This window comes from uncultured Pedobacter sp. (assembly GCF_913776295.1).
In the GTDB taxonomy this organism is placed as follows: domain Bacteria; phylum Bacteroidota; class Bacteroidia; order Sphingobacteriales; family Sphingobacteriaceae; genus Pedobacter.
In genome coordinates this window covers 13,394-40,093 of sequence record NZ_CAJYOJ010000046.1, presented here as the reverse complement: position 1 = coordinate 40,093, position 26,700 = coordinate 13,394, and the positions used below count along the sequence as shown (strand labels likewise).

General features: G+C 37.7%; 26 protein-coding genes. 19 read left to right on the top strand and 7 right to left on the bottom strand.

The genetic code is table 11. From position 1 onward, the window contains the following. The first annotated feature begins 29 nt into the window (after nucleotides 1-29). Entirely contained in the window at nucleotides 30-530 is a 501-nt protein-coding gene (locus QZ738_RS09820; protein ID WP_293787024.1) for a hypothetical protein, read from the top strand. 506 nt (nucleotides 531-1,036) lie between these two features. Here QZ738_RS09820 and QZ738_RS09815 read toward each other — a convergent pair. Next, nucleotides 1,037-1,639: a DUF2807 domain-containing protein gene (locus tag QZ738_RS09815; protein WP_293787022.1), complete on the bottom strand. Its 603-nt coding sequence runs from the start codon at nucleotides 1,637-1,639 to the stop codon at nucleotides 1,037-1,039. Between the two features lie 270 nt (nucleotides 1,640-1,909). Between QZ738_RS09815 and QZ738_RS09810 the strand changes: the two genes are divergently transcribed. After that, a complete protein-coding gene (locus QZ738_RS09810) occupies nucleotides 1,910-2,266 on the top strand; it encodes a response regulator (RefSeq protein ID WP_293787020.1) in 357 nt (118 codons plus the stop codon). 271 nt (nucleotides 2,267-2,537) lie between these two features. On the opposite strand, the gene QZ738_RS09805 is transcribed toward QZ738_RS09810, so the two are convergent. Both QZ738_RS09805 and QZ738_RS09800 read right to left on the bottom strand, forming a co-directional pair. Further along, on the bottom strand, nucleotides 2,538-3,836 hold the full coding sequence (locus QZ738_RS09805) for an AarF/ABC1/UbiB kinase family protein (RefSeq protein WP_293787018.1): 1,299 nt from the start codon (nucleotides 3,834-3,836) through the stop codon (nucleotides 2,538-2,540). Nucleotides 3,837-3,843: 7 nt separating this feature from the next. Further along, on the bottom strand, nucleotides 3,844-4,497 hold the full coding sequence (locus QZ738_RS09800; RefSeq protein WP_293787016.1) for a TetR/AcrR family transcriptional regulator: 654 nt from the start codon (nucleotides 4,495-4,497) through the stop codon (nucleotides 3,844-3,846). A gap of 161 nt (nucleotides 4,498-4,658) precedes the next feature. Here QZ738_RS09800 and QZ738_RS09795 point away from each other — a divergent pair, with 161 nt between their 5' ends. From QZ738_RS09795 to QZ738_RS09775, 5 genes are all read left to right on the top strand, one after another. After that, nucleotides 4,659-5,591, top strand: a complete 933-nt coding sequence (locus QZ738_RS09795) for an HD domain-containing protein (protein WP_293787014.1) — start codon at nucleotides 4,659-4,661, stop codon at nucleotides 5,589-5,591. A gap of 304 nt (nucleotides 5,592-5,895) precedes the next feature. Continuing rightward, a complete protein-coding gene (locus QZ738_RS09790) occupies nucleotides 5,896-6,036 on the top strand; it encodes a twin-arginine translocase TatA/TatE family subunit (RefSeq protein WP_090496822.1) in 141 nt (46 codons plus the stop codon). Nucleotides 6,037-6,095: 59 nt separating this feature from the next. Further along, entirely contained in the window at nucleotides 6,096-6,302 is a 207-nt protein-coding gene (locus QZ738_RS09785) for a hypothetical protein (RefSeq protein WP_293787011.1), read from the top strand. Between the two features lie 235 nt (nucleotides 6,303-6,537). Further along, the gene (locus QZ738_RS09780; protein ID WP_293787009.1) at nucleotides 6,538-10,092 is read left to right on the top strand and encodes a PKD domain-containing protein; all 3,555 of its coding nucleotides are present in this window, start codon (nucleotides 6,538-6,540) and stop codon (nucleotides 10,090-10,092) included. A gap of 1 nt (nucleotide 10,093) precedes the next feature. Then, nucleotides 10,094-11,104, top strand: a complete 1,011-nt coding sequence (locus tag QZ738_RS09775) for a type IX secretion system membrane protein PorP/SprF (protein ID WP_293787007.1) — start codon at nucleotides 10,094-10,096, stop codon at nucleotides 11,102-11,104. Nucleotides 11,105-11,382: 278 nt separating this feature from the next. Here QZ738_RS09775 and rpoN read toward each other — a convergent pair whose 3' ends face one another. Then, entirely contained in the window at nucleotides 11,383-12,855 is a 1,473-nt protein-coding gene (gene rpoN, locus QZ738_RS09770) for an RNA polymerase factor sigma-54 (RefSeq protein ID WP_293787005.1), read from the bottom strand. A gap of 171 nt (nucleotides 12,856-13,026) precedes the next feature. Here rpoN and mscL point away from each other — a divergent pair, with 171 nt between their 5' ends. Further along, on the top strand, nucleotides 13,027-13,476 hold the full coding sequence (mscL, locus tag QZ738_RS09765) for a large conductance mechanosensitive channel protein MscL (RefSeq protein WP_293787003.1): 450 nt from the start codon (nucleotides 13,027-13,029) through the stop codon (nucleotides 13,474-13,476). Nucleotides 13,477-13,518: 42 nt separating this feature from the next. On the opposite strand, the gene QZ738_RS09760 is transcribed toward mscL, so the two are convergent. Next, nucleotides 13,519-14,382: a ChaN family lipoprotein gene (locus QZ738_RS09760; RefSeq protein WP_293787001.1), complete on the bottom strand. Its 864-nt coding sequence runs from the start codon at nucleotides 14,380-14,382 to the stop codon at nucleotides 13,519-13,521. A gap of 140 nt (nucleotides 14,383-14,522) precedes the next feature. Between QZ738_RS09760 and QZ738_RS09755 the strand changes: the two genes are divergently transcribed. From QZ738_RS09755 to tsaB, 8 genes are all read left to right on the top strand, one after another. Continuing rightward, entirely contained in the window at nucleotides 14,523-15,281 is a 759-nt protein-coding gene (locus QZ738_RS09755) for a LiaF domain-containing protein (protein ID WP_293786999.1), read from the top strand. A 20-nt stretch (nucleotides 15,282-15,301) separates the two neighbouring features. Further along, a complete protein-coding gene (locus QZ738_RS09750) occupies nucleotides 15,302-15,484 on the top strand; it encodes a DUF4288 domain-containing protein (RefSeq protein ID WP_293786997.1) in 183 nt (60 codons plus the stop codon). Nucleotides 15,485-15,638: 154 nt separating this feature from the next. Continuing rightward, on the top strand, nucleotides 15,639-16,700 hold the full coding sequence (locus tag QZ738_RS09745; protein WP_293786995.1) for a sensor histidine kinase: 1,062 nt from the start codon (nucleotides 15,639-15,641) through the stop codon (nucleotides 16,698-16,700). After that, nucleotides 16,678-17,412 carry a response regulator gene (locus tag QZ738_RS09740; RefSeq protein WP_293786993.1) on the top strand — a complete coding sequence of 245 codons (735 nt, stop codon included), beginning with the start codon at nucleotides 16,678-16,680 and terminating at the stop codon, nucleotides 17,410-17,412. The genes QZ738_RS09745 and QZ738_RS09740 overlap by 23 nt, the downstream gene beginning before the upstream one ends. Before the next feature lie 456 nt (nucleotides 17,413-17,868). Then, nucleotides 17,869-18,027: a 50S ribosomal protein L34 gene (rpmH, locus tag QZ738_RS09735; protein ID WP_010601723.1), complete on the top strand. Its 159-nt coding sequence runs from the start codon at nucleotides 17,869-17,871 to the stop codon at nucleotides 18,025-18,027. Between the two features lie 67 nt (nucleotides 18,028-18,094). Continuing rightward, the gene (locus QZ738_RS09730; RefSeq protein WP_293786991.1) at nucleotides 18,095-18,493 is read left to right on the top strand and encodes a ribonuclease P protein component; all 399 of its coding nucleotides are present in this window, start codon (nucleotides 18,095-18,097) and stop codon (nucleotides 18,491-18,493) included. Then, on the top strand, nucleotides 18,477-18,707 hold the full coding sequence (gene yidD / locus QZ738_RS09725; RefSeq protein WP_293786989.1) for a membrane protein insertion efficiency factor YidD: 231 nt from the start codon (nucleotides 18,477-18,479) through the stop codon (nucleotides 18,705-18,707). The genes QZ738_RS09730 and yidD overlap by 17 nt, the downstream gene beginning before the upstream one ends. 444 nt (nucleotides 18,708-19,151) lie before the next feature. Next, the gene (gene tsaB, locus QZ738_RS09720) at nucleotides 19,152-19,847 is read left to right on the top strand and encodes a tRNA (adenosine(37)-N6)-threonylcarbamoyltransferase complex dimerization subunit type 1 TsaB (RefSeq protein ID WP_293786987.1); all 696 of its coding nucleotides are present in this window, start codon (nucleotides 19,152-19,154) and stop codon (nucleotides 19,845-19,847) included. Between the two features lie 2 nt (nucleotides 19,848-19,849). Here the strand turns inward: tsaB and QZ738_RS09715 are convergent, their stop codons facing one another. Together QZ738_RS09715 and QZ738_RS09710 are read right to left on the bottom strand one after the other, a co-directional pair. Continuing rightward, entirely contained in the window at nucleotides 19,850-21,259 is a 1,410-nt protein-coding gene (locus QZ738_RS09715; RefSeq protein ID WP_293786985.1) for a DUF5723 family protein, read from the bottom strand. Nucleotides 21,260-21,285: 26 nt separating this feature from the next. Further along, entirely contained in the window at nucleotides 21,286-22,857 is a 1,572-nt protein-coding gene (locus QZ738_RS09710; protein WP_293786983.1) for a hypothetical protein, read from the bottom strand. A 90-nt stretch (nucleotides 22,858-22,947) separates the two neighbouring features. Between QZ738_RS09710 and QZ738_RS09705 the strand changes: the two genes are divergently transcribed. The 3 genes from QZ738_RS09705 to QZ738_RS09695 all read left to right on the top strand — a co-directional run bounded on the left by QZ738_RS09705 (nucleotide 22,948) and on the right by QZ738_RS09695 (nucleotide 26,662). Beyond that, nucleotides 22,948-23,334, top strand: a complete 387-nt coding sequence (locus QZ738_RS09705) for a DUF423 domain-containing protein (RefSeq protein ID WP_293786981.1) — start codon at nucleotides 22,948-22,950, stop codon at nucleotides 23,332-23,334. Then, entirely contained in the window at nucleotides 23,334-25,814 is a 2,481-nt protein-coding gene (gene priA / locus QZ738_RS09700; protein ID WP_293786979.1) for a primosomal protein N', read from the top strand. Before QZ738_RS09705 ends, priA begins: the two co-directional genes overlap by 1 nt. Before the next feature lie 191 nt (nucleotides 25,815-26,005). Beyond that, complete coding sequence (locus QZ738_RS09695; protein ID WP_293786977.1) at nucleotides 26,006-26,662, top strand: protein-L-isoaspartate(D-aspartate) O-methyltransferase; 657 nt, start codon at nucleotides 26,006-26,008, stop codon at nucleotides 26,660-26,662. Nucleotides 26,663-26,700: the final 38 nt, after the last annotated feature.

Sequence of the window (26,700 nt, the reverse complement as noted above, 5' to 3'; positions counted from 1 at the left end):
GATTTTATAATGATGTCCGTTATTTAATAATGGATGAAGAAAAAAGCTTAAGTAACATCAAAACAAGGGTTGAGGATGATGTCTCTAAAGCAATTTGGAAAGAATATGTCAAAACAACCAAGGATTGGGCAAAATATGCACATGAGCATAACTTTTGGTATCCTACAACAGTATATAAAAACAATGAGCCATTTGCCTATATTGTTAATACTGAAAAAACTGTTCATATTAAATTTCTCAATGAAAAACTGTTTTGGACTGGGGGCATGGTTTTTAAAAAAGAAAACAGCGATAAAATGTTTTTAAGTGAGGTATGGATTAGACGTTATGCCGGTAAAAATGATGAGATGTTAAAAGATCTTTTACAAGACCAACATTTAGTTTTCACTCCTAAAGGGAATCTAACGCTAACAACAGAAACTATTATTCGTGAACCATTTGTCAAGATTGAACGGGAAGAAAAGGAAGCTGCATATCCTGTTAATGTTTCTCAGAATTGGAAAAAATATACCAAAATACGGCGAATATGACGAATTTTTGGATTATGAATCGATTATCAAACCTGGCGATCTTTTAAAAGGAATAGACACGAGTATAGAACCTCCAACGGATGATCAGGCTGGTCAAAGTAATGGAAAAAATGATCACCCATGGTTACCAAAGGATTGGAACAAGAACTAAAGTAAAAGCGGCTGAACAGGTCGCTTTTTTTGTTTAAAATTAATGAAATTATTGTAATTGCAGTTTTGCCTTCGCCAGTATAAAACCGCTATATTTTTGAGGTAGGGATTGGCAATTTTGGAGAAACCGCGATTTTAGGCGCACTTGATGGTGTATTAACTGGCCTGGGGGGTGCAATAGTATTGGATTCTGCCGCGTTAGCGTTACACAAACCAAAATAAGTTTTCTAAATAAAGAATATAGCTGGGAGGGGTTAGAGATTGTTTGATTTTATAATGGAGATGATGGAATAACCAAAAAAAAGGCTCCCTGATATAACCAGGAAGCCTAAGTTTCATTTGCATGTTTGTGTATGTTATTTGATTGCGGCTAGTTCTTGTCCAACGGCAGTAGTTTCTATCGTACTGATATTGGTTTTTAGAGCCGCAAACTTTTCAATAGTTAACTTTTGTGATTTACCCATAATCAAAGTATGGATATCAGTAGAGCCGCTTAATTTTAAATCAGCATGGTCTGAAATCACCGTATATAACCCCTCCGAAGTGGTATTGATGTCAGCATGGGCATTTCCTTTTAAAAAGATTTGAAAATATTTCGTGTTCAGTTTTCCTTCAGTTCTGACAACCGCATTTTCTGAAGCTTCAATTCTGTAAAAATCAGTTACATAAACGGTTAATTTTGCTTTTTCGGTACCGGTTGAAGTGATTTTCAAATCATAACCGTTTTGCATAACTTTCGCTGTTCCCGCATTGTCATCATCATAAGCAATACCAGAGGTCCCCCGCTGAATAATGGTTAATTCCACATTTCCTTTTACAGAGATTCTCTTAAAATCCGATATTTTTATAATGGCATCCGGTTCTTTTTCTTTTGCCGAAACGTTTGTAGTCAATACAGCTGATGATAAAACAATGGCTGTTAAAGAAGTGGTGAGTAGAGTTTTGATGGCGGTTTTCATAATATCTTATTTTAGAATTAAGTTTTAATTAATTGTCTTTTAGTTGTTTATGTTTGTTTTTTTTGTTGTTTGATAATAAGACGCCATTAAATCAAAAACGTTGCAGGCCTTGCTGCATTTTTATACCATCCTTAATTAATATCCGACGAACAGACATTATTTGAAGACGAATGCCTGGAACTTTTACCAATCATTTGTAAAATATTTTAAGATCTACTGGTGGATTGTGCTTTTTTTTTATCTTTAATGAGAATTTAGGCTTGCTTAATTATGAAGAAAAAGGTTGTGCTTGTTCAGGATAATAAAGATATCCTTGATATTATGGACGAGGTGTTGAAAGAGGAGGGATTTGATGTTACCCCATCACTATCAACCGAGCCTCTAGAAAGAATAGAAGAAATTGAGCCGGATGTGGTGATTGTGGATGATCACATCAAGGGTAAAAAGAAAGGGTCGCAGGTAATTAAAGAGCTTAAATCTGATCCTGAAACCGAAGATGTATCGGCAGTATTAACTTCAACATCCAATAACCTACCCCAACAGGCAGAAGATTGCAAAGCCGACGATTATATTGAAAAGCCATTTGATATCGATCACATGGTGGATGTAGTAAAGAAAAATGCTTAAGCATTATAATTCAACAGTCGGATAGCTCCCTGAAGTGATTACCAATAACCAGCAGTCTCACTATCACTGACAGGCTCCAATAGAAACATCGTCATCTCTAAAAAACCTACACGAAATGCCAGCCTGTGCGTAGAAGCGGAGAGAGATTTACCGCAGATTATGGAAACAGGTTTACATGATTGTACTAAGCAAAATCATTTATTTTGCCCTGTACAAATATGTGATCCTTTGGAATGATGTTATTTTAACCAAAGGGAACTTATATCCTTCTTTAAACATGAGGCTTAAAGGTGTCTGTTTTAACAGTAGCTTTTAACTCGTGCAAAATCTGATATAATCCAAAATTAGTTCGGTTAACATAAATAAAATGTTTTACTCCACGGGCCTGTTTAAATTCCGGCATTCTGGAAATTTTCTCTCCGTATGTATAAAGCTGCTCAAAAAAATCAGGCTTGCTAAAGTCAAATGATTTGCTGGTATAAGGTTTGGCAAAAAGACTAATCATTTCCCGGTATGATTTGTAGTAAAACTCCACCTGCTCAGCTGAATCGTCTTCGTGTATCATGTCCAGTTTTCTAAAAGCTTCAACGGTTTTATTTTTATCATTGATCACGTCAGTAGAAATTAAGGAAAAGAAGGGGGAATAAAAATCATCCGGCATCTCTTTAATGCAGCCAAAATCAATTACACCAAGATTTTCATCAGGAGTGATCATGAAATTCCCAGGGTGAGGATCAGCGTGAACAGCTCTGAGTTCATGTTGTTGAAAGTTATAAAAATCCCATAAAGCCTGGCCGATTTTATTACGAAGTTCAGTAGAAGGATTGGTCTGTAAAAATTCTTTTAAGTGCAGGCCATCAATCCAATCCATGGTAATGATACGCTTTCCGGATAATTCCGGATAATATCTTGGAAAAACTACGTGATCGAGGTTTTTACACGCGTTAGAAAACTGAATGGAACGTCTCACTTCCAGTTCGTAATCGGTTTCTTCAAGCAAGCGTTCTTCAACTTCTTTGATGTAGATATTCAATTCCCTTTCCGACATGCCCAATAAACGGAATGCAAAAGGTTTTACCAGTTTCAAATCAGACGAAATGCTATCGCCCACACCAGGATATTGAATTTTGATGGCTAATTTTTTACCGTTAAGCGTGGCCTGGTGCACTTGCCCGATAGAAGCCGCGTTGCTTGAATTTAAACTAAAACTATCAAAGATGTTTTCAGGAGTTTTGCCAAAGTTTTTGGTGAAAGTGCGTACAATTAACGGACCTGAAAGCGGAGGGGCATTGTATTGCGATTGACTAAACTTATCTACATATGATTTCGGCAGGATATTTTTGTCCATGCTCAGCATCTGTGCAATTTTTAAGGCACTTCCTTTTAGTTCGCTCAACGATTGATAAATATCGGTAGCATTATCTTCATTGAGCTGTTCACGGTCAAGGTTAGGATTAAACAGTTTTTTTGAATAATGTTTAATGTAATTGCCCCCGATCTGAATGCCGGTTTTAACAAATTTTGCCGAACGTTCTACTTTAGTGGTTGGAATAGTTTTTTGTGTCTTCATCTGGTGTTTAAAACCTCATTTTTTCTGCAAACTTCCCATTTCTAGATAAAAACTTTCCGTATTCCAGTAAATTATCGATTGGAGAGTGCTGGAAAAGATCGAAAGTAACATTAATGCCTTTTTCTATAGCTTCGTCGCTTTTTTCAAAACCCTCACTGTCATCGTCGATCCAGAAATTAAGAATAAAGGCAAACTGAATCCATAAAGCATCTTTATATCTTTTGCTTAAAAAACGACGTTCAGCAAGTTCGCCGCTCTCTAACCCTTCTTCAATAATTTCTTGTGCAAAGTTTTCAAAAATGGGTTTAACACCTGCAAGTACTTCCGGAGTAGAAAACTTACCACGATGATGTTTCAAACTATAAATGACAAAACTTCGCTCATTCTTCAGATTTTCCAGATAACTGTAAAAGAAAGAGAGCATTTTTTCCCTCGCCGTATACTGGAGCCAAATTTCCTGTGCTTTTATTTTATTAATGGTTTCGAAAGTGAGTTCAAACCAGATTGTTTTTTCAATGCTTTCGAAAGAAGAGAAAAACTGATAAAAATCGGCCTCAGTAATCTTAAGCTTTTTTGCAAAAACATAAACCGATTTTGGCTTTTCGTTATTCGTTAAAACATAATCTAAATACCCTTTTCTAATTTGTTGAGCAGTTGCCATATAGCTGTTTTTTACAAGTATAACGCTTAATCAAATTCCTTGTTTTTGTTAAAGGCTTTTTATTGATCATGAAATTGTAATAATAGCTTTCAAAATAATTGAAAGTTGGTTTTTAAGCTAATTATTTTGGTTTTTTCAAACTGTATTTATGATAATTTGTTATGATTAAACTAAATAATTTAGTATTTTTGTTTTTTGAACTAAGGCACAGTGATATGATTAATGTGAATGATTTTTTATATGGTAAGATGGAATTGCCCATGGTATTTTCCGATCTGTTGAATACTGATGCTTTAAAAAGGTTGGGTGGGATTCACCAAAGTGGTGCTATATTTTTGGTCAATCCGGATATCTGTCATTCGCGGCTGGAGCATGCTATTGGGGTGACCATGTTAATCAGGACATTGGGTGGTTCCGAACTGGAGCAAATTGCAGGCCTGCTACATGATATTTCGCATACCGCTTTTTCGCATGTGGGCGATTATGTTTTCGGAAATACGGATGAAGATTATCATGAAAAGGTTTTTGCTGAAGTTTTATGCAAATCAGAAGTGCCAGGTATACTGTTGAAATATGGATATAATGTTAGCCAGATTTTGCATGGTACTTTTGATATTTTAGAACAGCCCTTACCGGCGCTCTGTGCCGATCGTTTAGATTATACTTTACGTGATGGCGTTCATGGTGGGGTGATTTCCCGTCAGCGCGCCCGCGAATTTTTAACTGCTGTTGTTCTGAAAGATGGAAAAATAGCGGTTAACGCAGGAACCGAAGTAGCCTGGATTAATGAAGCTTTCGAGAAGCTGAATAATGATGTGTTTAAATTGCCTCTACATTTATATGCCAATGGTAAAATGGCTGAACTGATTAAGCGCTTTCTGGATAAAGGCTTATTGGTGGAAAGCGACCTGTTTAAAACAGATACCATGCTGTTGAACAAAATCAGAACTTCCTATGAAGGATATGAAGCGATAAAGTCGATTAAACAATTAAAAGGTTTAGCCGAATTTATGCGTAATGGTGCGGGGCCAAAAATTAAAAAAACGAACATTAAATGCCTTTCTGGTTTAATAGGCCTTACATGGATTGTCTAAAAAGAACAATTATCGGTTTATGGGCTTAAAGATAGATCGTGTAATGTATTTGCCCTCATCCTTTACCCTATATTTTAAAAAATCCTCATGCTTTTACTTTAATTTATACAAGTTTCAGATTCTTCAACTCATTCTATCAGGGGTGTAAATAAGTAGAGTTTTCAAATTACCTCTCTGAAAGGGTCTTTAAATGTTTCTAAAGACTGCGTTTTTCGTATTCCGTCAATACTGAACTTCCCATAAACCTGTAATCGGAGGATCCGATTCAAACGAATTCACGTATATTGTTAAAAAATATAATGATATGTCTGCAATAGAAATTATTTTAATCGGAGTTGTTATTCTGCTCATTTTTGGGGGTAAGAAACTTCCTGAGCTGATGAAGGGGATCGGTAAGAGTGTAAAAGAATTTAAGGATGCCAAAAATGAGCCCCCGGTTAAATAATCTTTGTAATTGAAACATTCCTTTACGGGTGCTGTTTAAACTAAACTAAATAGCTAAAAATGGAAAATCAAAAACAAGATCTGCCAAAATCTAATTTCACCGAAGAAAATGCAAGAAATCCTGAAAAGGGGCTTGACAATTGGAATGAACGTTTAGACGAAAACCTGGAGCCTGAAGCACATAATGATATCGACGCAGATGAAAAAGCTAAAGATTTCTCTGAGAAATATGGTAGCGGCGATCAGTCCGATCTAACTAATGATTGACAATTGACGATGTAGTCTTCTTTTTATTACTCATATATCAACCAGGTTTGCTTCTTTTAATACGAAATTCATTCGTATCTCAAATATCTTTACACTAATCTCTTCGTTTTATTACACGAAATAGAATTTTATTTCCAAAAAATTTTATAATTGTTTTCATGTAATTTGATTAATAGTATATTGCATACCTAATCAAGCAAACATGTACAACGTTTTTAAACTGGACTGATAAGTGATGAATAAGCATTGGTTATTGGTTTTGTTTTTCTTGCTTTCTGCCAGCCTTTTTTCTTTTGCGCAAAATACATCGAATAAGGGAAAAGATTTTTATATTCCTTATGCAGGGCATGTTGATGGTAATAACTCCAGATTAACCTTGTTTTTATCAGCGGATCAGGCAACTGATTATAAAGTTTACATCGGAGGGGTTCTGGTATCTTCGGCGGGAGCCACTATTCCTGCAAATTCCTGTCTTCCATTTGTAATTGATCCCAACGCGTATAATGTGTTGATGAGCAGCTCTAATGTAGTTGAACGTAACAAGGCTATTACCGTGGTGACAACTAAAGCAATATCGCTGTACAGTATCATTTCTAATAACGCCCGTACCGGTGGAACATTGGTATTGCCAACAAACACACTTGGGCAGGAATATTATGCCTTTAGCTATGAAAATCATGGTAATCAACAAGGGTTTTCACAATTTACCATTGTGGCAACAGCTGATAATACCGATATAGAAATTACACCTAAACAAAATGAAAGAAATGGCGGAAGAACGGCTAATACGACTTTTACCATCAAATTAAATAAAGGTGACATCTATCAATATCAATCAATTGGTGATTTAACAGGAAGCCACATTAAAGCCTTAAATTGTAATCCAATAGCCGTATTTTCGGGTAATACCTGGGCAGCTTTTTGTAATGAGGGCAATAGCCGTGTTCCAAGCGGAGGTGACAACCTTTATCAGCAGGTTTTTTCGGTTGCGGCCTGGGGAAAGAACTTTGTGACCGCACCATTTTATAATACCCTAAATGGTAATACCGATATTATGAGGGTAATTGTTGCTGAGGATAATACCATATTAACTGTGAATGGAAGTACGACCAATGCCAACGGCACCCCACTTTCCAATCCTTACAGTAAGGGTGCGGTGGTTACATTTTTTTCCACTTCGGCAAATGTAATATCTGGTTCGAAGCCTATTTCTGTTGCGCAATATCAGACCTCGCAAACCTGCAATCCAAACAATGCGCAAGATACAAGACAGGGGGGACCGTTTTTGGGAGACCCTGAAATAACCGTACTTAATCCTGTGGAGCAAACGTTAAATAACATTACCGTTTTTTCAGATCTTAAATCGGTAAGAGTGCCTACCCAGATTTCTAAATATTATTTAAATGTCATTATTAAAACCGCAGATATACCATCGTTCAGACTTGATGGTAATCCGGTGAATAATTTTGTGGCTATTGATAATGTATTTAGCTATGCAGTGATTGATGTAACCAACACGCAGCCCCAACACAGATTATCTGCTGCGGGAGGATTCTCTGCAATTTCATATGGTTATGGTGCTGTAGAATCATATGCGTATCTCGCAGGCGCAAACATTCAAAATTTTACCTTTCAGCCTACCAGTACGGTTACCGGACAATCTATAACCAGTGGATGTTTAGGAGAACCCATAAGTTTAACAATAAATTTGCCCTATCAAGCCACTAAACTGGATTGGGAAATTCAGGGTGCACCAAGTTTTACGGATGGAAATCCTGCACCTGTTAATACTTTTACGAGACCAAATGATATTAATACCTATTACACTTACAAATATCCTGACCAGCTAAACTATCCAAATCCGGGCGATTATCAGTTTAAGGTAATTGCAACCAAGCCCAGCGCTGATAATTGTGGCAACATTGAAGAATTGATTATTGATTTTTCTGTTGATAATCAGCCTACTGCCGCATTTGAATTCCCGGCTACCGGTTGTCAGTCTGTTGGAATTCCATTTACCGACAAGAGTCAATCCAATTCGAACTCAAGGAGCATTACACAGTGGTTATGGGATTTTGGTGATGGAAAAACCTCCACTGAACAGAATCCTGTTCACGTTTATGACCGACCAGGGACTTTCAACGTGGTTTTAATGGCCACGACCGATTCGAAGTGTTCCCAAACATCTGCTGCATTTCCGATTTTAATCAATCCCAAACCTCTATCTGATTTTGATGTAAAAAGTTTATGTGTAGGCAAACCGATTATTTTAACCGAAAAATCTACGATCGAAAATCCGGGAAGCATTGTAAAGTGGACCTGGGACTTTGGCGATGGAAGCACACCTTCAACTGAACAGCATCCCATCCATCAGTATAATGCAACTGGTTCTTACATGATCACCCTTATTACCGAAAGTGATAAAGGATGTGTGAGTGAAACGAAGAGCAAAAATGTAACAGTGATTATCCCGCAATCTGCTGATTTTGAACTGCCCGATTTCTGTTTGGATGATGGGATAGCGAGATTTAAAAATACATCTAAAAATGCTGATGGAAGTCAAACTGATTTAACAGCGCAATGGACTTATACCTATAATGGCAGTATCGTAGCAACATCGGCCGATTTCGATGGTTCTTTTTCGCCAACTGCAACTGGTGATTATACCGTGGCTTTAATCGTTAAAAATGGAGATGGCTGTGAAATGTCAAAAACGCTTACATTTACGGTTAACGGGGCGGTTAAATCTGCTGATTTTGATATCATAAAAAATAATGTTTGTGTGAGCGATAAGATTGTAATCAAAAATACATCCACTACATTTGCCGGCAGGATTACGAAAATTGAAATTTACAGAGACTATCCAAATGAAACCAGTATTTATAAAACCATTTCTTATCCTGATGATAGCGACATAGAAATTGAATACAATACTTTTGGTGGTGCTGCAGATCGTACCTTTAATGTCAGGCTGGTCGCTTATTCAGGTGAAAGTTGTTTTAAATCAGTAGATAAACAGGTTACCTTAAAATCCGTTCCACAATTGCTGTTTGATGATATGCCAGCTGTTTGTGAAGGTGATGGAACAGTAATTATTACGCAAGCCAAACAGAAAAATGAAGAAGAAGTGGCCGGTGGTAGCGGCGAATATACCGGAGATGGTATAAAGGCAGATGGCACTTTTAATCCGAAGATTGCAGGTGTTGGATCACATATCATCACTTACACTTTTAAAGGTAATAACGATTGTTTTTCTTCGATAAGTAAAACTATCGAGGTGTATGCCTCTCCTGTGGCTAACGCGGGTACCTTGATTTACGTGTTGGCGGGCGGACAGATTGAAATTCCGGCAACTGCTGAAGGAATAAATCTGAAATATAATTGGTCGCCTGCAACAGGTTTAAACAGAACGGATGTATTAAATCCGATTGCATCTCCGGACGACGACACAGAATATACCTTAACGGCAACTACACAGCCCGATGGTTGTTCAACTTCGTCAAAAGTATTGGTTAAAGTTTTACAGGCATTACAACCACCTAATACCTTTACGCCAAACGGCGATAATGTGAATGATACCTGGATTATTAAGTATTTAGAATCCTATCCAAATGCTACTGTAGATATATTCAACAGAAATGGCCTTAAGGTATTCTCCAGTAAAGGTTACAAAGTCCCGTTTGATGGTACCTACCAGAACGAACCACTACCCGTTGGCGTTTATTATTACATTATTAATCCACAAAATGGCCGTAAAACCATAACAGGACCGCTCACTATAATCAGATAAATTGAAGAAGCTACTTACCATACTTACATTTTTTACATCTTTAAATGTTTTTGCACAACAAAAGCCGCAGTATACGCAATACATTTTTAATCAGTATCTGTTAAACCCGGCATTGTCAGGAATTGAAAATTACCTTGATTTTAAAGCTGGTTACCGTAAACAATGGTCGGGTATTACCGATGCACCGCAAACCTCATTTGTCTCTGCACATTGGGCGCTGGGCGATAATCAGTTATGGAGCAATGCGCTTACTGCTTTTCCGGAGCAAACGGGGAATCCGATGGATAGGAACTACACGCAAAATTATATGTCGTCTCCATCCCATCATGGCATGGGGGTAACCGCTGTTTTAGATAAAACTGGTCCGATAAAAAGGTTGGATGCCAATGTTACCTATGCTTATCATTTACAGTTAAGTAATAATTTTAATCTTTCGGCAGGTGTGGCTGCAGGTATTTCAAGTATTGCATTAGATGTAAATGCACTTACATTCGATATGCCGGTAGATCCGGTTATGAACAGGGCTTTGATTAACCAGGTAAAACCTGATTTAAGTATAGGTTTATGGTTATATGGTGCCAGAATGTTTGCAGGTGTTTCGGTACAGCAAATTTTACCTCAGAAGTTAAGTTTTACGGGTGATAACAGTTATAACATGGGTAAAGAAGTGCCACATTATTTTGCGACCGCAGGGTATAAATTTTTTGTCGATGATGAAATTTCTGCTATCCCATCGGTTATGGTTAAATATGTATCACCCGTACCTGTTTCTGTAGATGTAAACCTGAAACTGGCTTTTAAAGATAAAGTCTGGTTGGGTGGCAGCTACCGTAAAGACGATTCTTTTGCTGCCATGGCAGGTTTCAATATTGGAAAGATGGTTAACCTGACCTATTCTTATGATTTCACCACTTCGCAATTAAATAAGGTTAGCAATGGAAGTCATGAAATCGTATTGGGTTTATTGCTGAACAACATCTACAAAGTGCCTTCTTATATTAAGATGTGGTAATAGTGATCCTATCGGTAATACAAATGTTCCGGGCAGTTTTCATTTTCGGGGATGCAGGAAGCCCCTTTATCTTAAACCTGACAGCAGCGGCAGCTCCCGATTTTTCATCGGGACTATAGCGAATGGCAGGACAGCAGACGGCCAAGCAAACAGGACCGTTCATTTCCAAATCAATAATAACAAGCGGATTTTTTGCAGCGCCGTCTGGTCGGCCAGAAGAAACTTAGCCGGTAATTTTCTGCTACCTGAAAACTGCCAACTGTCAACTGAAAATTGAACTAAAGTTCTTTCCTCAGCCTGGCTACCGGAATATTCATCTGTTCCCGGTATTTGGCAACTGTTCTTCTGGCAATGTTATAACCTCTATCTTTTAAAATTTCGGTTAGTTTCTCATCGGCCAGAGGTTTGCGTTTATCTTCATTACCAATACAGTCTTCCAATATCTTTTTCACCTCTTTATTCGAAACTTCTTCACCGTTTTCCGTCTGTATAGCTTCAGAAAAGAAAGATTTTAACAGAAAAGTACCAAATTCGGTTTGCACGTACTTAGAGTTTGCCACCCTTGATACGGTTGAGATATCCATATCGATTTTATCGGCAATATCTTTTAAGATCATTGGGCGCATTTTACGCTCATCTGCAGTTAAAAAATATTCATATTGATAGTGCATAATGGCATTCATCGTTTTTAACAAAGTTTGTTGTCTTTGTTTAATCGCATCTATAAACCACCTTGCAGAATCTAATTTTTGTTTCACAAACTGAACGGCCTCTTTCAGCTTTTTGTCTTTAGACGCCGCCTTGTCGTAATGCTCAAACATCTCCTGATAAGATCTGCTTACTTTTAATTCCGGGGCATTTTTCGAATTTAAAGTCAAAATTAATACGCCATCATTATTGCTGATATGAAAGTCAGGAATAATCTGCATCTGTTTGGTGGTTACCTGATTGGCATCACCAGGTTTAGGGTTTAAACGTAAAATTTCATTTACAACCTCTTTAAGCTCTTCGCTATCTAAACCTAAACTCTTTTCCAGTTTATCGTAATGCTTACGCGTAAACTCATCCAGATAGTTTTCTACAACATTCATTGCTTTAACTATGATCGGATTGTTGGTATCTTTTCTTTTCAACTGGATCAATAAACATTCTTTCAGGTCTCTGGCCCCAATACCCGGGGGATCAAAACCCTGGATCAGTTTTAACATTTCCAGTACATCCTCTTCCTCTACCATCACATTCTGGGAAAAAGCAAGATCATCAATCATAGATCCCAACGGTCGGCGCAGATAACCATCATCATCCAAACTGCCAATGATCTGTTTACCGATAATAAAATCCTGATCAGATAGCGGTATGAGGTCTAATTGCTCTTGTAAACTTTCAAAAAAGGTGCTTTCAATGGCAATTGGTGTTTCTTTTTTCTCCTCATCTTCTTCGCCGTTATTATAATTGGTACTGTAATCATTGGCCGAATCGTCCTGCAGATAATCATCCACGTTAAATTCGTCCATACTGGTGTCTTCTGATGATTGTTCGTAATCCTCCGGACCATCATTTAAATCATCATATTCGCTCTTAGGCTCATCCTGAGTCATTAAACTTGGATCTTCAAGTGCCGGATTGTCCTCCAATTCTTCTTTTACACGCGTATCTAAAGCAACGGTTGGCACCTGCAACAGTTTGATGAACTGTATTTGTTGCGGCGATAACTTTTGTAATAATTTTTGTTGTAGATGTTGTTTTAGCATAGTAAATAAAAAAGAATAGGGCAAAAATAAACAATAGAATTCAGATATTATGCTGATTTGACCTAAATGCCTATTGATAGGTTCGGTTTTTAAAATTATTTGCTAAACGTTTGTATTGAGTTTAATGTTTGCTACTTTAGTAAATAAATAAAAATGAACTAATCAGAAGGTATGGGATTTGTAAAAGAATTTAAAGAATTTGCCATTAAGGGCAACGCTTTCGATTTAGCAGTCGGAGTAATCATCGGCGGTGCTTTCGGTAAGATTGTAACCAGTATCATTGAAGATTTGATTATGCCTGTTGTAGCGGCTATGGTAGGTAAGCCAGATTTCAGCAGCATTTATTTTGCAATGGGTAAAGGATCGGAGCTAATCCCCAAGGGCGCATCATTGGCCGATGCTAAAAAAGCTGCTCCAGATGCGGCTATATTTGCATATGGCAATTTTATTACCGTTGCGATAAACTTCTTTTTACTGGCCTTAATTGTTTTTATTATGGTTAAAACCATTAACCGGATGAAAAAGAAAGAAGAGGCTGTAGCAGTTGCTACCCCACCTGTACCTACAAAAGAAGAGGTGCTTTTAACCGAAATTAGAGATTTGCTAAAAGCAAAAGCATAAAAAAAGCGCCGCAGACCGATCCCGCTGTGGAGCTTTGTCTTTTTAATAACTTCTTTTAACCCCAGGATCGGTAATGATGATGTAATCGCCAAGATGGCTAAATTTTGCCCATTTGGGATCGGTAAAACTTTCATCAGAAAACGACGAGATATTCAGGATTTTTAATCTCGGATCGAGTTGTTTGAGTTTGGCTAATGTTCCAAGCTTTTCATCGCTATGGAACCGGCCGTTGAGCTGTAAAATCTTAATGCCTTTGTTTGCTTTGATACATTTATGGATAGACCAGGCCATGGTCGCATCCCATAAATTTTGGGTCTGGTAAATTTTCATCGTACCCATGTTATGCCCACCTAAGGTCTCCGTAAATTTCTCATAATACCTGCCCTGAGCCGTATCAATAGGTAAAGGAGGCAAAAAAGTGAATGATGCTTTAGGAAACTTTTCCAGTACCTTCAGCCCACTAAATGTAACAGCATTGCTGTATCTTGTTGCTGCATTTGCAGCGATAACTTTTATTCTGTTCTCTTTAGCATATTCGATTAAAGGTCGGTAATCTTTATAATTTCCCCAGGCTCTGCTTTCTTTGACAAAATTTTTTTCTGAGATTAATCCTGCCAGGTATTCATCTACCTCAGTTTGTACGTCGGTGTGGAACATTTCCAGAGATAATGCCATTTTTAGCGGATATTTGGAATGGAGTTTTTGGAGAAGTTCCATTTCAAGGTAATGTCCTACAGAATCATTATGGTCTTCGCCAAAAAATAAAACATCTGCATGCTCCATATCAGCAACAATATCATCCAGTGAAATGGATGTTTGTTTTTTAACATCATAAATTTTGTAATGACTGCTTATTTCCTGCGCATGCAAGCCAGTACAAACGGCAAAAACAAGTATAAATAGCATAAATTTCATACCTTCAAAATAACAAAATAATTTTCACCGATAAAATAAGGCCGCCTACCGCTTTTTACCAGGTTCTTACATGTGGCATATAGGATGATCTGGTGCTGATCAATACTTTTGAAGAATAAATACGAGCACAAATGGAAAACTTGAATCATAACCATAACAATCAGCTTAAAAACTCAGGGAGAGTTTGGAGCGGCTTTATCATTATTATCATTGGACTGGCATTTCTGTTAAACAATATGGGGTTAAATATTCCACGATGGATCTTCAGTTGGTCTAATTTTTTAATTTTATTGGGCGTGTTTCTCGGCGTTCGCCGTAACTTTAAGGGGATAGGCTGGCTGGTCTTAATTCTGATCGGTGCTTACAATACCTTAATTCGCATTCCGGGTCTGGCTTTCGACCTGTCTAAATACGCTTTGGGCCTTGGTTTAGTGATCGTGGGTGGTTTTTTGATCTTCAGACCAAAGAATAGCTGTGCTGCTAAAAGAAAAGATAAAAAGAAGGCTGATTTTGATTTTGAAGGTGCTACAGATAAGGAAACTGTGAATAATAACGATGTGATTGATGTAATGGCGGTTTTTGGCGGTAGTCATCAAACGGTATATACTAAAAACTTTCAGGGCGGTGATATTACGGCTGTTTTTGGCGGTGCTGATATTGTAATGACCCAGGCTGATTTTCAGGAAACCGTATCGCTTGATGTAACAGCAGTTTTTGGTGGAATTAAATTGATTGTACCGCAAAATTGGGCAATAAAATCAAATGTAACGGCATTATTTGGTAGCGTTGAAGATAAAAGATCGCATGTGATGCCGGTGGCAGAGTTGAAAAAAACATTAATTTTAGATGGTACAGCTTTATTTGGCGGGATCGAAATTAAAAGTTTCTAAACATTTGTGATACATGGCCTATGAAATGGTTTGCAGTCAACGGTATCTATCAGGTAATTTGTAGGGAAGGAAAACATGCACACCGGTTTAACGAACAAATGCGTTTAATCCAGGCAGATGGGATTGCGCAGGCCTTAGGTAAGGCCAAAATAAATGCTGCATATTTTAACCCAACTTTAGATAATGGTAACGGAGAAAAATAGTATGGAAATTTTTAGGTGTAGGCGGAATATCTATGGTGGAAGAACCAACCAATTGGTGTAGAAGTAAGTTCGAGGATTGTTGAACCTAAATCAGTTAAACAATATCTTAAAAAACTGGCACACCGCAATAAATCATTAACTAACCAAAATCATTTTGACAACTAGACCTTTATCCGTTCCGCAGATACAGAAAATATCGCTCACCATTGCAATCGTGTGGACGGTAATATGTGCCGCCGGATTACATTATGTAGTTAATTTTTCCTGGTGGATAGCCATATCCGATAGCTTAACCAGTAATTTTTTGTTAGCGTTGGCCTGTATAGGGCTAAGTAATATGTTGGGTTATTATCAGCCAAAAAATGAACGGATTTTCTATGTACTGATTCTAACCCTGGCCCTTACAGTTGTAATTATCTATGCTGCCAAATATTGCATGTTTTATATTTTTGCCGATTACAAAGAATATAAAGATTTTTATAATTTTTCTTTTGCCTTTAGGGGCTTAATTTCCTTTATGTGTTTGGCCTGGTGCGCATTAGCTAATATACTCTGGTATCGATTAGAAGAACAGTCAGAAACCCACGAAAGACTATCGGCAGCAAAGAGTTTGGCTAAAGAGGCAGAGTTAAATAAGTTAAGGCACCAGCTACAGCCACATTTTCTTTTTAATAGTCTAAATTCAGTATTTGCACTTACTATGGTTAATCCAAAAGAAGCAGGGGTGATGATTACAAAATTAGCTTCTTTTCTTCGTGGTACCCTAAAACGTGATGATGAATTATGGGTTTCTGTTGAGGAAGAAATGGAATATATTCAATTATACCTTGATATTGAAAAAGTAAGATTCAGCCATAGGTTGAATATTGAAGTGAATGTTGCCGAAGATACCTTAAATCTTTGTTTGCCAGGTACATTATTGCAGCCTATTGTAGAAAACGCCATTAAATTTGGTCTTTACAATACTTCCGCAGGCATTACGATCAAAATTGATGTTACCGTTGAATATAATATTTTACAATTGCGCGTACAAAATCCTTTCGATCCTGAAATGAAAGCAGCTGGGGGAACAGGATTTGGCTTAAGTGCCATTAAACGCAGGTTATACCTTTTATTTGCAAATACCCACCTGTTACAAACCGACATTGAGGCAAATAATTTATATATTACCACCCTAAAAATTCCACAAAAAAATGATCCGGACAATACTAATTGATGATGAGCCTTTAGCGAGAGATATTGTAAAGTATTACCTTTCAGATCATACAGAAATAGAGATTGTAGCCGAGTGTGGCGACGGATTTGAAGGTTTGAAGGCCATTACTTTGCATAAGCCTGATTTAATTTTTCTAGACATACAGATGCCCAAAATCAGCGGTTTCGAAATGCTCGAGCTGGTAGAAGATAAACCTGCAGTAATTTTTACCACCGCTTTTGATGAGTACGCCATTAAAGCGTTTGAGGTTAACGCCGTAGATTACCTGCTTAAGCCGATTGATAAATCGCGCTTTGATACCGCCATCAAAAAAATACCAGGCAAATTAAACCAGACCGAAAATACAGAAGCTGTTTTGGATGCTGCAGCATTAAGCCCGGCACAAAACAATAGGGTAGTGGTTAAAAAGGATGGTGTGATTAAGATAATTCCTGTAGCAGATATCAACTATTTAGAGGCTGATGATGATTATGTAAAATTAAGTACAGTTGATGGCATTTTTTATAAAAACAAAACCATGGCATATTTTGAACAAACCCTGGATGTTAGCCAGTTCATACGGATACATCGATCATATATCATTAACCTGGCGCAGGTAACTAAAATAGAGCTGAAAGAGAAGGATAGTTATGTGGTGTTGCTGAAGTCTGATATCTGGCTTCCGGTAAGCAAAACAGGATATGTAAAACTGAAGGCAGCATTAGGAATTTAGTCTGATTTTTTGGAAAGCAATCAACTGCTCAAGTTATTGTATTCATGCTTTCCGTTACCATCTTTTTACCCGTTGGACTAAACTTAGAGTGACAAAAAGGATTTTCACTACAAACAGGTTTATTTTAAGAAGAACGCTGCCATGATTATTATCGGCCTGTTCCTTTCAGCGCCCGGTACTAATAACAATGAATATGGTTACAAACTCTTTATTTCGTCCAATCGAGATGAATCATGGGGCAAAATAGCTAATGTGTATATATTTTCGTTCCGTAGGAACGTTTGATGAAATACAGTACGGTTCAGGCAATGACTAAATAATAACCTTAGTCCTGTTTTTCAAAAGATTTTTTAGATTTGCATCTAAATAGAAAAATAATAATTAATCACGCTTGCATTTGTAGAGAAATCGCTTTATATTTGCACCTCTTAATTTTACAATAGATAATATACAGTCATGAAAAGAACATACCAACCTTCGCAAAGAAAGAGAAGAAACAAACACGGCTTCCGCGAAAGAATGGCAACAGCTAACGGCAGACGAGTATTAGCATCACGTCGTGCTAAAGGAAGAAAAAGATTAACAGTTTCTGACGAACGCAAGCATAAAGCATAATTTTTGATTGCTTTTCCGTTAAGTCGGGATTGGCAGATCAAAATCTGCAGTTATCAATCAAAAATATATGTACACATTCAGGAAAGAAGAACGGTTATGCAGCAGGAAATATTTAGACCTGTTGTTTAAAAACGGTTCTTCTTTTTTATTATACCCTTTTCGGGTTTCTTATCTTTTTGTGGAGGCTACCACTGATGTGCAAGCGCAGGTAGTGATCAATGTGCCTAAAAGAAGATACAAACGGGCAGTAGACCGAAATCTGCTCAAGCGGCGCATTCGCGAAGCTTATCGTTTAAATAAGCAGGATCAATTATACTCGCCTTTACCTACCGGTAGGGGATTACTTTTGTTTTCCATCCAGTTTGTAGGCAAAGACAAGTATGAATTTGCTTTTATCGAGAAAAAACTGATCGCTAGCTTCAAACGTTTCCAAAATTTAATCCGGCCTAATGAAATTCATCAATAAAATTTTTGGATGGCTGTTTTTAGGTTTGATTAAAATTTATCAATACGCCATTTCACCTATGCTGGGTGCAAATTGCCGCTTTACCCCAACCTGTTCACAATACGGAATTGAAGCCATTAAAAAATACGGTCCATTTAAAGGCGGCTGGATGGCGCTAAAACGTATCGGCCGTTGTCATCCCTGGGGAAAACATGGACACGATCCGGTTCCGTAGTGGTTTATTGGTTCACTGGCCATTGGTTTATTGGTCAATTGTAAATTGTATTATAGGCTATTTTTGGTTAATCGGTTACTGTTTAAACTGGTTAATTGTAGGGCTGATAACTGTGGATTGCCAACGGTAAATTGGTTTATTCATTCTCCACAGTAATTCCGACTTTAACATATTCCTGAATTTTACGGAGAGAATCAACTAAAAGATCCTTCGACTATGCTTAGGATTGACATAATGGAGGGTGAACCCGAGACTTTGGACTAAAGACTATAGACTCGTCTAAACCATCATCCATTTTACATCTTAAATCATTAAAGATCTCACTTTGCACCGAGGATTGACAGAGAAGAAAGAGATTTCACTGGAGACTCAAGACTATGGACTCATCTAAACTATGTTCCACAACACCTCTTACATCTTCCATTTTATTAATATCTTTGCCAAATGGCTAAAATACTTCAAATAGAAACCGCTACTGCAATCTGTTCAGTGGCATTATCTGTTAACGGTGAAAACATTTCTTATAAAGAGGAACATGGACAAAACCTGCATGCAGCAAATTTAACCCTGTTTATTGATGAAGTAGTTAAAGCCGCTGGCTTAGCTTATCAGGATTTAGATGCCATTGCGGTAAGCAAAGGGCCAGGGTCGTACACGGGCTTGCGTATTGGTGTTTCAACCGCCAAAGGACTTTGTTATGCCCTGGATAAGCCACTGGTTGCCATCGAAACATTAAATATGATGGCTGCCGGTTTTTTGACTGAAAATCCAGGTTATTCAGGTTTGATCTGTCCGATGATTGATGCCAGAAGGATGGAAGTATATACAGCAGTTTTTGATCCCTTATTGCAGATATTATTACCAACTGAAGCTAAAATTATCGATGAAACTAGTTTTAACAACTTTCTTTCCAATCAGATTATCACCTTTTTAGGAGATGGAGCAGCCAAATGTGCAGAAGTTTTAACACATCAACATGCAAAATTCGATGCGCGCAATTTTAATTCTGCTGCCTATATGTCGCAGTTGGCTAACCAGGCTTTCAATAACGGTAATTTTGAGGATGTCGCCTACTTTGAGCCTTTTTACCTGAAAGATTTTGTGGTTACCCCATCTAAAAAGCAACAGGCACAGGGTTAACTCTATTTTCTTTTAAAAACCGAAAACAAGCTTTTAAAGAAACTCCCTCCTTCATTGTCGTTTATGCCCGGGATGATGTCGGCAAACTGCGGATGGTTGACCACGTTACCGAATTTGATACCAACTCCCATATAAAATGAAGCGCCGTTGGGTCCGCTGCCTACAGTAGCATCTTTTTTAATGCTACCAATGGTTTGGAAACTGGTTGCAACCAAATTATCAGTCCCTAAAAACAATTCGAAATTGGGTGTTTGGTATTTGCCTTGTGCACCAAGCATAAAAACACCGTTTAAATTGTACATAGGTGTTGCGCTTACTGAAAAATCGTTGGCAATAAAGGTATTGATGAAAGCGATATCGCCACCTTTGTAAAACAGGTTTTTCGAAACCGCCAATGCAGGTTTGTAAAAACCATAGCGTTTAGACATATAAAAATCAAGTTTAGCATTGGTTGGAGCCAAAAACTTTTTAGGCTGTTCCGATAGCAGGAAAATGTCTTTTATTTCCTGGTTGGTGTTCGATTGGTTGTGCCCGATGTTTTCAATAATTTTGGATTGATCTACCGTAGTACGTTGGGAATTGCTGCGCCACCAGATAAATCCTAAATCTTTAATGTTAGCCATTAAAAATAAACCTTTTTTAGTGGTGTAGTTAGTGCCAAAACCAAATGATAAACCGGGGTTTTTAAAGTTTGGGAAGAAGTTTTTCTTATTGATCTCATTAAAATCCGAGAAATTGGCGGAATAAGTTCCGTTCAAATCAATAAATAATGCATCTGATTCGGGATCGATAAATAACTGAGAATCATAAATATTCAGTTTATTGTAAAGTATCCCGCTCAATACACTGGCTTTTAAACCAAATGCCAGCCTTTTGTCCCAGTTTTCCCGATAGGTAAAGCTAAACTGATGGTAACTTTGCTGATAACCTTTGGTGTTGAAAATTCCGATATACTGCTGGTTGGTATTGAACCTTTTGTACGAGTCAAAAATTGCTAAAGTTTCGTTGGTGTAATCGATATGGGCATCAGATCTGATCTGCCATGAAAAGCCCATTTCTTTCTGATATTTATAGGATTTGAACAGTCTGAATGTGGCTACATAGATATTGCTGTTCTCAAAAAAATGATTTACCTCGCCAGTGCCGATCGGTAAACTTCTGGTATCAAAAACACCTTCCTGTGTTAATTTTCTTAAGGCAAACTTAGAATTGCCTTTGTTAATGGCATTGGTTCCAAAATAAGGAAGAAAGAAATTTGAAGAAAATTTTCTTGATGAATCTAAAGTGAAAGATTTTTGAGAGGGATTTTCGAATGCATCGAATATGGTTCTGGTGCCGAAAAGCGCATATTGTTGTGCATTGGCAACGCCGAAGCTGGTTATTGCCAGTAACGCAAGTAAAAGTTTCTTCATGTATGGTGGTTTATTGGGATGGTTCCTTAGTAACGGTTGCTTAATGAATCTGGTATTTCTGGTTGTATATATTTGTTTAGAAGCAAATTAGTAATAAACTTGTTCTTGTCGGCACTCATTTGATAACAAAAAGTATCGAAACTTTTCAAACCACTATCGGCCCGTAAATGTCTGTAGAAACTCAGTTGAATATTGTGTCTGAAAATATCTGCCGAATTTTTGGTATTGATGTAATAGCTCACATTCGAAGTGGTAGAAATCTCGTTCATTGCATCTAAATATTGCGGTGTTTGTATTAAAAGCCTGTTGTTTTTATAATGATTCAGAAATGATTGTACCGTGCTCGCATTATTGGCTACCACCAGATTATTGTCAACAATGGTATAATAGGGCCTCGTAAATTTTTTAAACGGTTCACCAAAATAACTGTACAAGATATCGGCAGATTTAAAGAGTTTGATGTCGTCATTATAATCTGTACTTACATCAAGCAACAACTGTTTTGTTTTTTCGCCATCTGATAATGAAATTGCGCCTAATTTTTCGCTTGTACTCAACTGAAAAACAATAAATTGATTCTTTGTGTAATTGGTAAAAATGAAGTTTAAGTCCGTTCTGTAATCATTCTTTACTCTTTTGATTACAGCATCGGTTTTTGAAAGTATTTCCTTTTTTTCCTGCCAGGTATTCAGTTTCCTGAGCCATTTGCGATAATCATCATAAGCATAAAGTGCATAATTTGCAGTATTATCGGGCAGGATATTCTGGATAGATGTGTTTTGCGCGGCGGTGTTTTCAAATAGCTTAAGGTAATTATGCTGATCTTTTAACTCGGTACTTCCATTAAAAAGAATTTTTTCTCTACTGAAATTGTAATTAAGTACAGCAAAACTGTTCTGTTGATTAAATAAGGCAATTTCACCATTGATGTTTCCTGCAATAATATTTTTGAGCAATAGCGGAGCCTGGTTAAAGTTAATGTAAATGTTAGCCAGTACATTTTTAATCTGGTGGTTATTTTCCTTAATATATTCGGTAAAAGGATTTTCAGTTAAACGCACATTTGCGTCATTAATCAATTTAAGTGATGTTGAAGCCGTCAATACCTGGCCGTGTACACCTAAATAAACGGATAAGCTGTCATTTATCTTTACGGTGAATAGGTCTTTGGCCTTTTCGCTAACCACCTTTTTAATTTTTAGCTGCCCGTAGAACTTTTTGATGTCGTTTTCCGGCTGAATTTGTAAGGTGATCAGGAAGTTTAGGGTCTTATTCGAATCAGGCAGCACACTAATATAAACCTGCTGATCTTTCACGTACCTGTTGAGTAGATTGTCGTCAATAATACTTGCTTTTAGCTGCTTCAGGAGGGTCATTTTATCTTTTCCCAAAACCTGCTGGATCAGGTGTTGCCCTTCGATTATATCATAAAAACTTTTGTCGTTACGAAAAGAAAAAACCAATGCTGCGTTATTGGTTGCCGATTGAAGCGCCAGGTCTTTCGCGTCATTATCAATTCCCAATTTCGAAAAATAGAGATAGGCCATAAAGGCCACACCTAAAAGTAATGCACTTGTTAAAATTATGATTTTTTTCATCTGCTGTGCAACAAATTTAATTTATTACCTTGATTAGTGAGAAGTTCTTTGTCAATTTATTAATTTAGCGATCGCTACTTGCAAATAATTATGAATAAACGAATAATCCTTACTGCTTCTTTTTTTGGTGCTGTAGCCGTTTTGCTGGGTGCATTTGGTGCCCATGGGCTAAAAGCTATGATTGATGGCCCATCATTGGAAATTTGGCAGAAAGGTGTTGATTATCAGTTCTATCATACATTTGCTTTATTATACCTGTCTACCTTTGCCCGTTACCGGAACAAGCTTATCAATATTGCTTATTTCTGCTTTACATTCGGAATCATCCTTTTTTCAGGATCATTATATTTATTGGCTACCCGAAGCATATCGCACCTAGGATTTACCGAATTTATTGGTCCGGTAACACCAATTGGCGGGCTTTTATTTGTGTTGGGATGGATAATGCTCTTTTTTGCAGCGTTTAAAGATAAATAATGAACACTTTCGAAAACGACATTTTTTCAGAAAGAGAAACACTTTTTGTGGAGGTTATTTTGCCATTATCTTTGGCAAAAAACTATACCTATCGGGTACCATTTGATCTAAATGATCAGATTGCTGTTGGGAAACGGGTGGTAGTGCAATTTGGAAAACATAAAATTTACACGGCTTTAATCAGCGGAATCAGTACCGTACCACCAACTGTTTATGAGGCGAAATATATTATAGATGTTGTAGATGCCGAGCCTGTAATTACACCCATGCAGCTTAAATTCTGGACATGGATGACCAATTATTACATGTGCAACGAAGGCGATGTTATGGCGGCAGCCTTGCCTGCCAGTTTAAAATTGGCAAGTGAAACGATCCTTATTCTTCGCGACGACTATAATGACGATGCTACGCTTAACGATAAGGAAGAAATCATCATCAATGCCCTGAAACAGCAACAGAAACTTACGGTTAACGACGTTTCAAAACTGCTGGGACAAAAAACAGTATACCCGATCATTAACCAGTTATTGGATAAGGAATTGGTACTGGTGGCAGAAGAGGTGGTGCAGAAATATAAGCCTTTGTTAAAATCATTTATTGTTTTAAATGATTTTTACAGCGATGAGGAAAATCTGAAACAGCTTTTTAATATCTTAGATAAGGCGCCTAAGCAGTTAGATGCTTTACTGGCTTACCTGAAATTGCGAAAAAAGAATTTGCCAATTGCCAAAGAGCAGCTTTTAGCAGAAAGTAATTGCGGACCGGCAGCATTAAAAGCTTTGACCGACAAAGATATTTTTGTGGTGATGAAAAGGCCGGTTAGCCGTTTGGCTGCCCATGATGAAGCGTTCAGCGTTAATTTCGAACTGAACGAAAGTCAGCAGAAAGCGTTAAATCAGATTAACCGCCATTTTGAAGAGAAAGAGGTGGTTTTGCTACATGGCGTAACTGCATCAGGAAAAACGCAGGTTTATATTAAACTGATTGAAGAAATTATTCAAAATACCGATGGACAGGTATTGTTCTTGCTGCCAGAAATTGCCTTAACCACACAGATTGTAGAAAGGATTAAACGTTATTTCGGCAATTCGATAGGGGTATACCATTCTAAATTTAACAATAGCGAAAGGGTAGAAATCTGGAACAAGGTAAGAACAGGCGCCTATAAGGTAATCCTCGGCGCGCGTTCAGCGGTTTTTCTACCTTTTAAAAATTTGAAGCTGATTGTTGTTGATGAGGAACATGAACCTTCTTATAAACAATACGATCCGGCGCCACGCTATCAGGCCAGGGATGCTGCCATTTATTTAGGCTATCTGCATCGTGCCAAGGTTGTGTTAGGTTCAGCTACGCCGTCGTTAGAAAGTTATTATAATGCTTTGCAAGGCAAATACGGTCTCGTAGAAATGAAAGAGCGGTTTGGTGGTGTGCAGCTTCCGAACCAGCAAGTGGTGAGTATTGCTGAGGAAACGAAGAAAAAAACGATGAGTTCGTATTTTTCCAGCGTACTGATCAAGGATATTGATCTGGCGCTTTCTAAAAAAGAACAAATTGTATTGTTTCAAAACAGGAGGGGTTATGCTACCATTCTCATTTGTGCCACCTGTGGTTATACGCCGAAATGCGTAAACTGCGATGTAAGTTTAACCTACCATAAAAGCAGCGGAAAGTTGCATTGCCATTATTGTGGTTATCAGCAAAGTAGTATCAATATTTGTCCGGCTTGTGGTTCGGTACATGTAGAGCAAAAAGGTTTTGGTACCGAGCGGATTGAAGAGGAACTCAGATTACTTTACCCGGAAGTTTCTATTGCTCGATTGGACATGGACAGTACAAGGACCAAAAACGGTTTGCAGCAGATCTTAAATGATTTTCAGGAGAAGAAAACCGATATTTTAATCGGTACGCAAATGGTGGCCAAAGGACTGGATTTTGATAACCTGAACCTGATCGGTGTAATCAATGCCGATACCCTTTTAGGTTATCCTGATTTCCGGGCTTATGAAAGAAGTTTCCAGCTGCTGGCACAGGTTGCGGGCAGGGCAGGCAGAAGGGCTGACCAGGGCAATGTTTGTATCCAGACTTACGATGCTGAAAACCGGATCATCAAACAAGTGGTGAACAATGATTATGAGGGGATGTATCATGATGAAATTGTAGAGCGGGAGAAGTTCCTATATCCGCCGTTTTCGCGCATGATATTTTTATATATCAAACATAAAGATTCGCATGTTTTAGATCATGCTGCACTTACTTTGGCCAATATACTGAAAGCAAAATTCGGTAAACGTGTTTTAGGACCCGAACAACCGCTGGTAAGCCGTGTACGGAACCTTTATATCAAACAGATGATCATCAAAGCAGATAAACATACGGCCATTCAAAAAGTTAAAGATGCATTAAGAGAAACCCTGACCGAATTTAATGCGACCAGGGAATTTAAAGGCATTTTTACACAAATTGATGTAGATCCGTACTAAAAATCATTGAATTGTTGAATTTTGAATGATTGAATAGTTTTTGCCATTCTCTAATTAAATCCTTCTCTCATTCAATCATTCTTCCCTGTGGATAATGTATCATTCTCTAACTCAGGTAATCCATTCACTAATTCAACCATTCTCTTATTTTGTCCTTGTATCACCGTTAAAAAAAGCTAATTTTGAAGCTCATGGCGTATAAATTTGTTGATAATTACCGAGAACGTGGAGCGAGAAAAAAACTGGTTGAGTTGTTGAAATCCCGCGGAATTGAAGATGAAAATGTGTTGGCGGCCATAGGTAAAGTTCCACGGCACTTCTTTTTTGACGAGACTTTTTGGAACCAGGCCTACAAAGACATTGCTTTCCCCATAGGCGATGGACAAACCATCTCTCAGCCTTATACTGTTGCTTATCAAAGTGAACTGCTGCATATCAAAAAAGGCGATAAAGTGCTCGAGATCGGAACCGGATCGGGATATCAAACCTGTATTTTAATGGAATTGGGCGCTACTGTTTTTACCATTGAGAGACAGGAGAATATTTACAACAGAACCATTCAGGTTTTGCCTGGAATGGGTTACAGACCCACTTTTTACTGTGGTGATGGCTCTAAAGGAATTGCTGCCCATGCCCCATACGATAAAATCATCGTTACTGCTGGTGCACCAATGGTTCCTGAAATTTTACTGAAACAATTAAAAATAGGAGGCATTCTCGTTATCCCGGTTGGTGATGAGAAAACCCAAAAGATGGTTACGGTGATCCGCGTAAGCGAAACAGATTACGACAAAATTGTATTGGATACCTTTAGGTTTGTACCCTTAGTTGGAGATCAGGCCTGGTAGTTTTTGAGTCCATAGTCAGAAGTCCGTAGTCAGAAGTC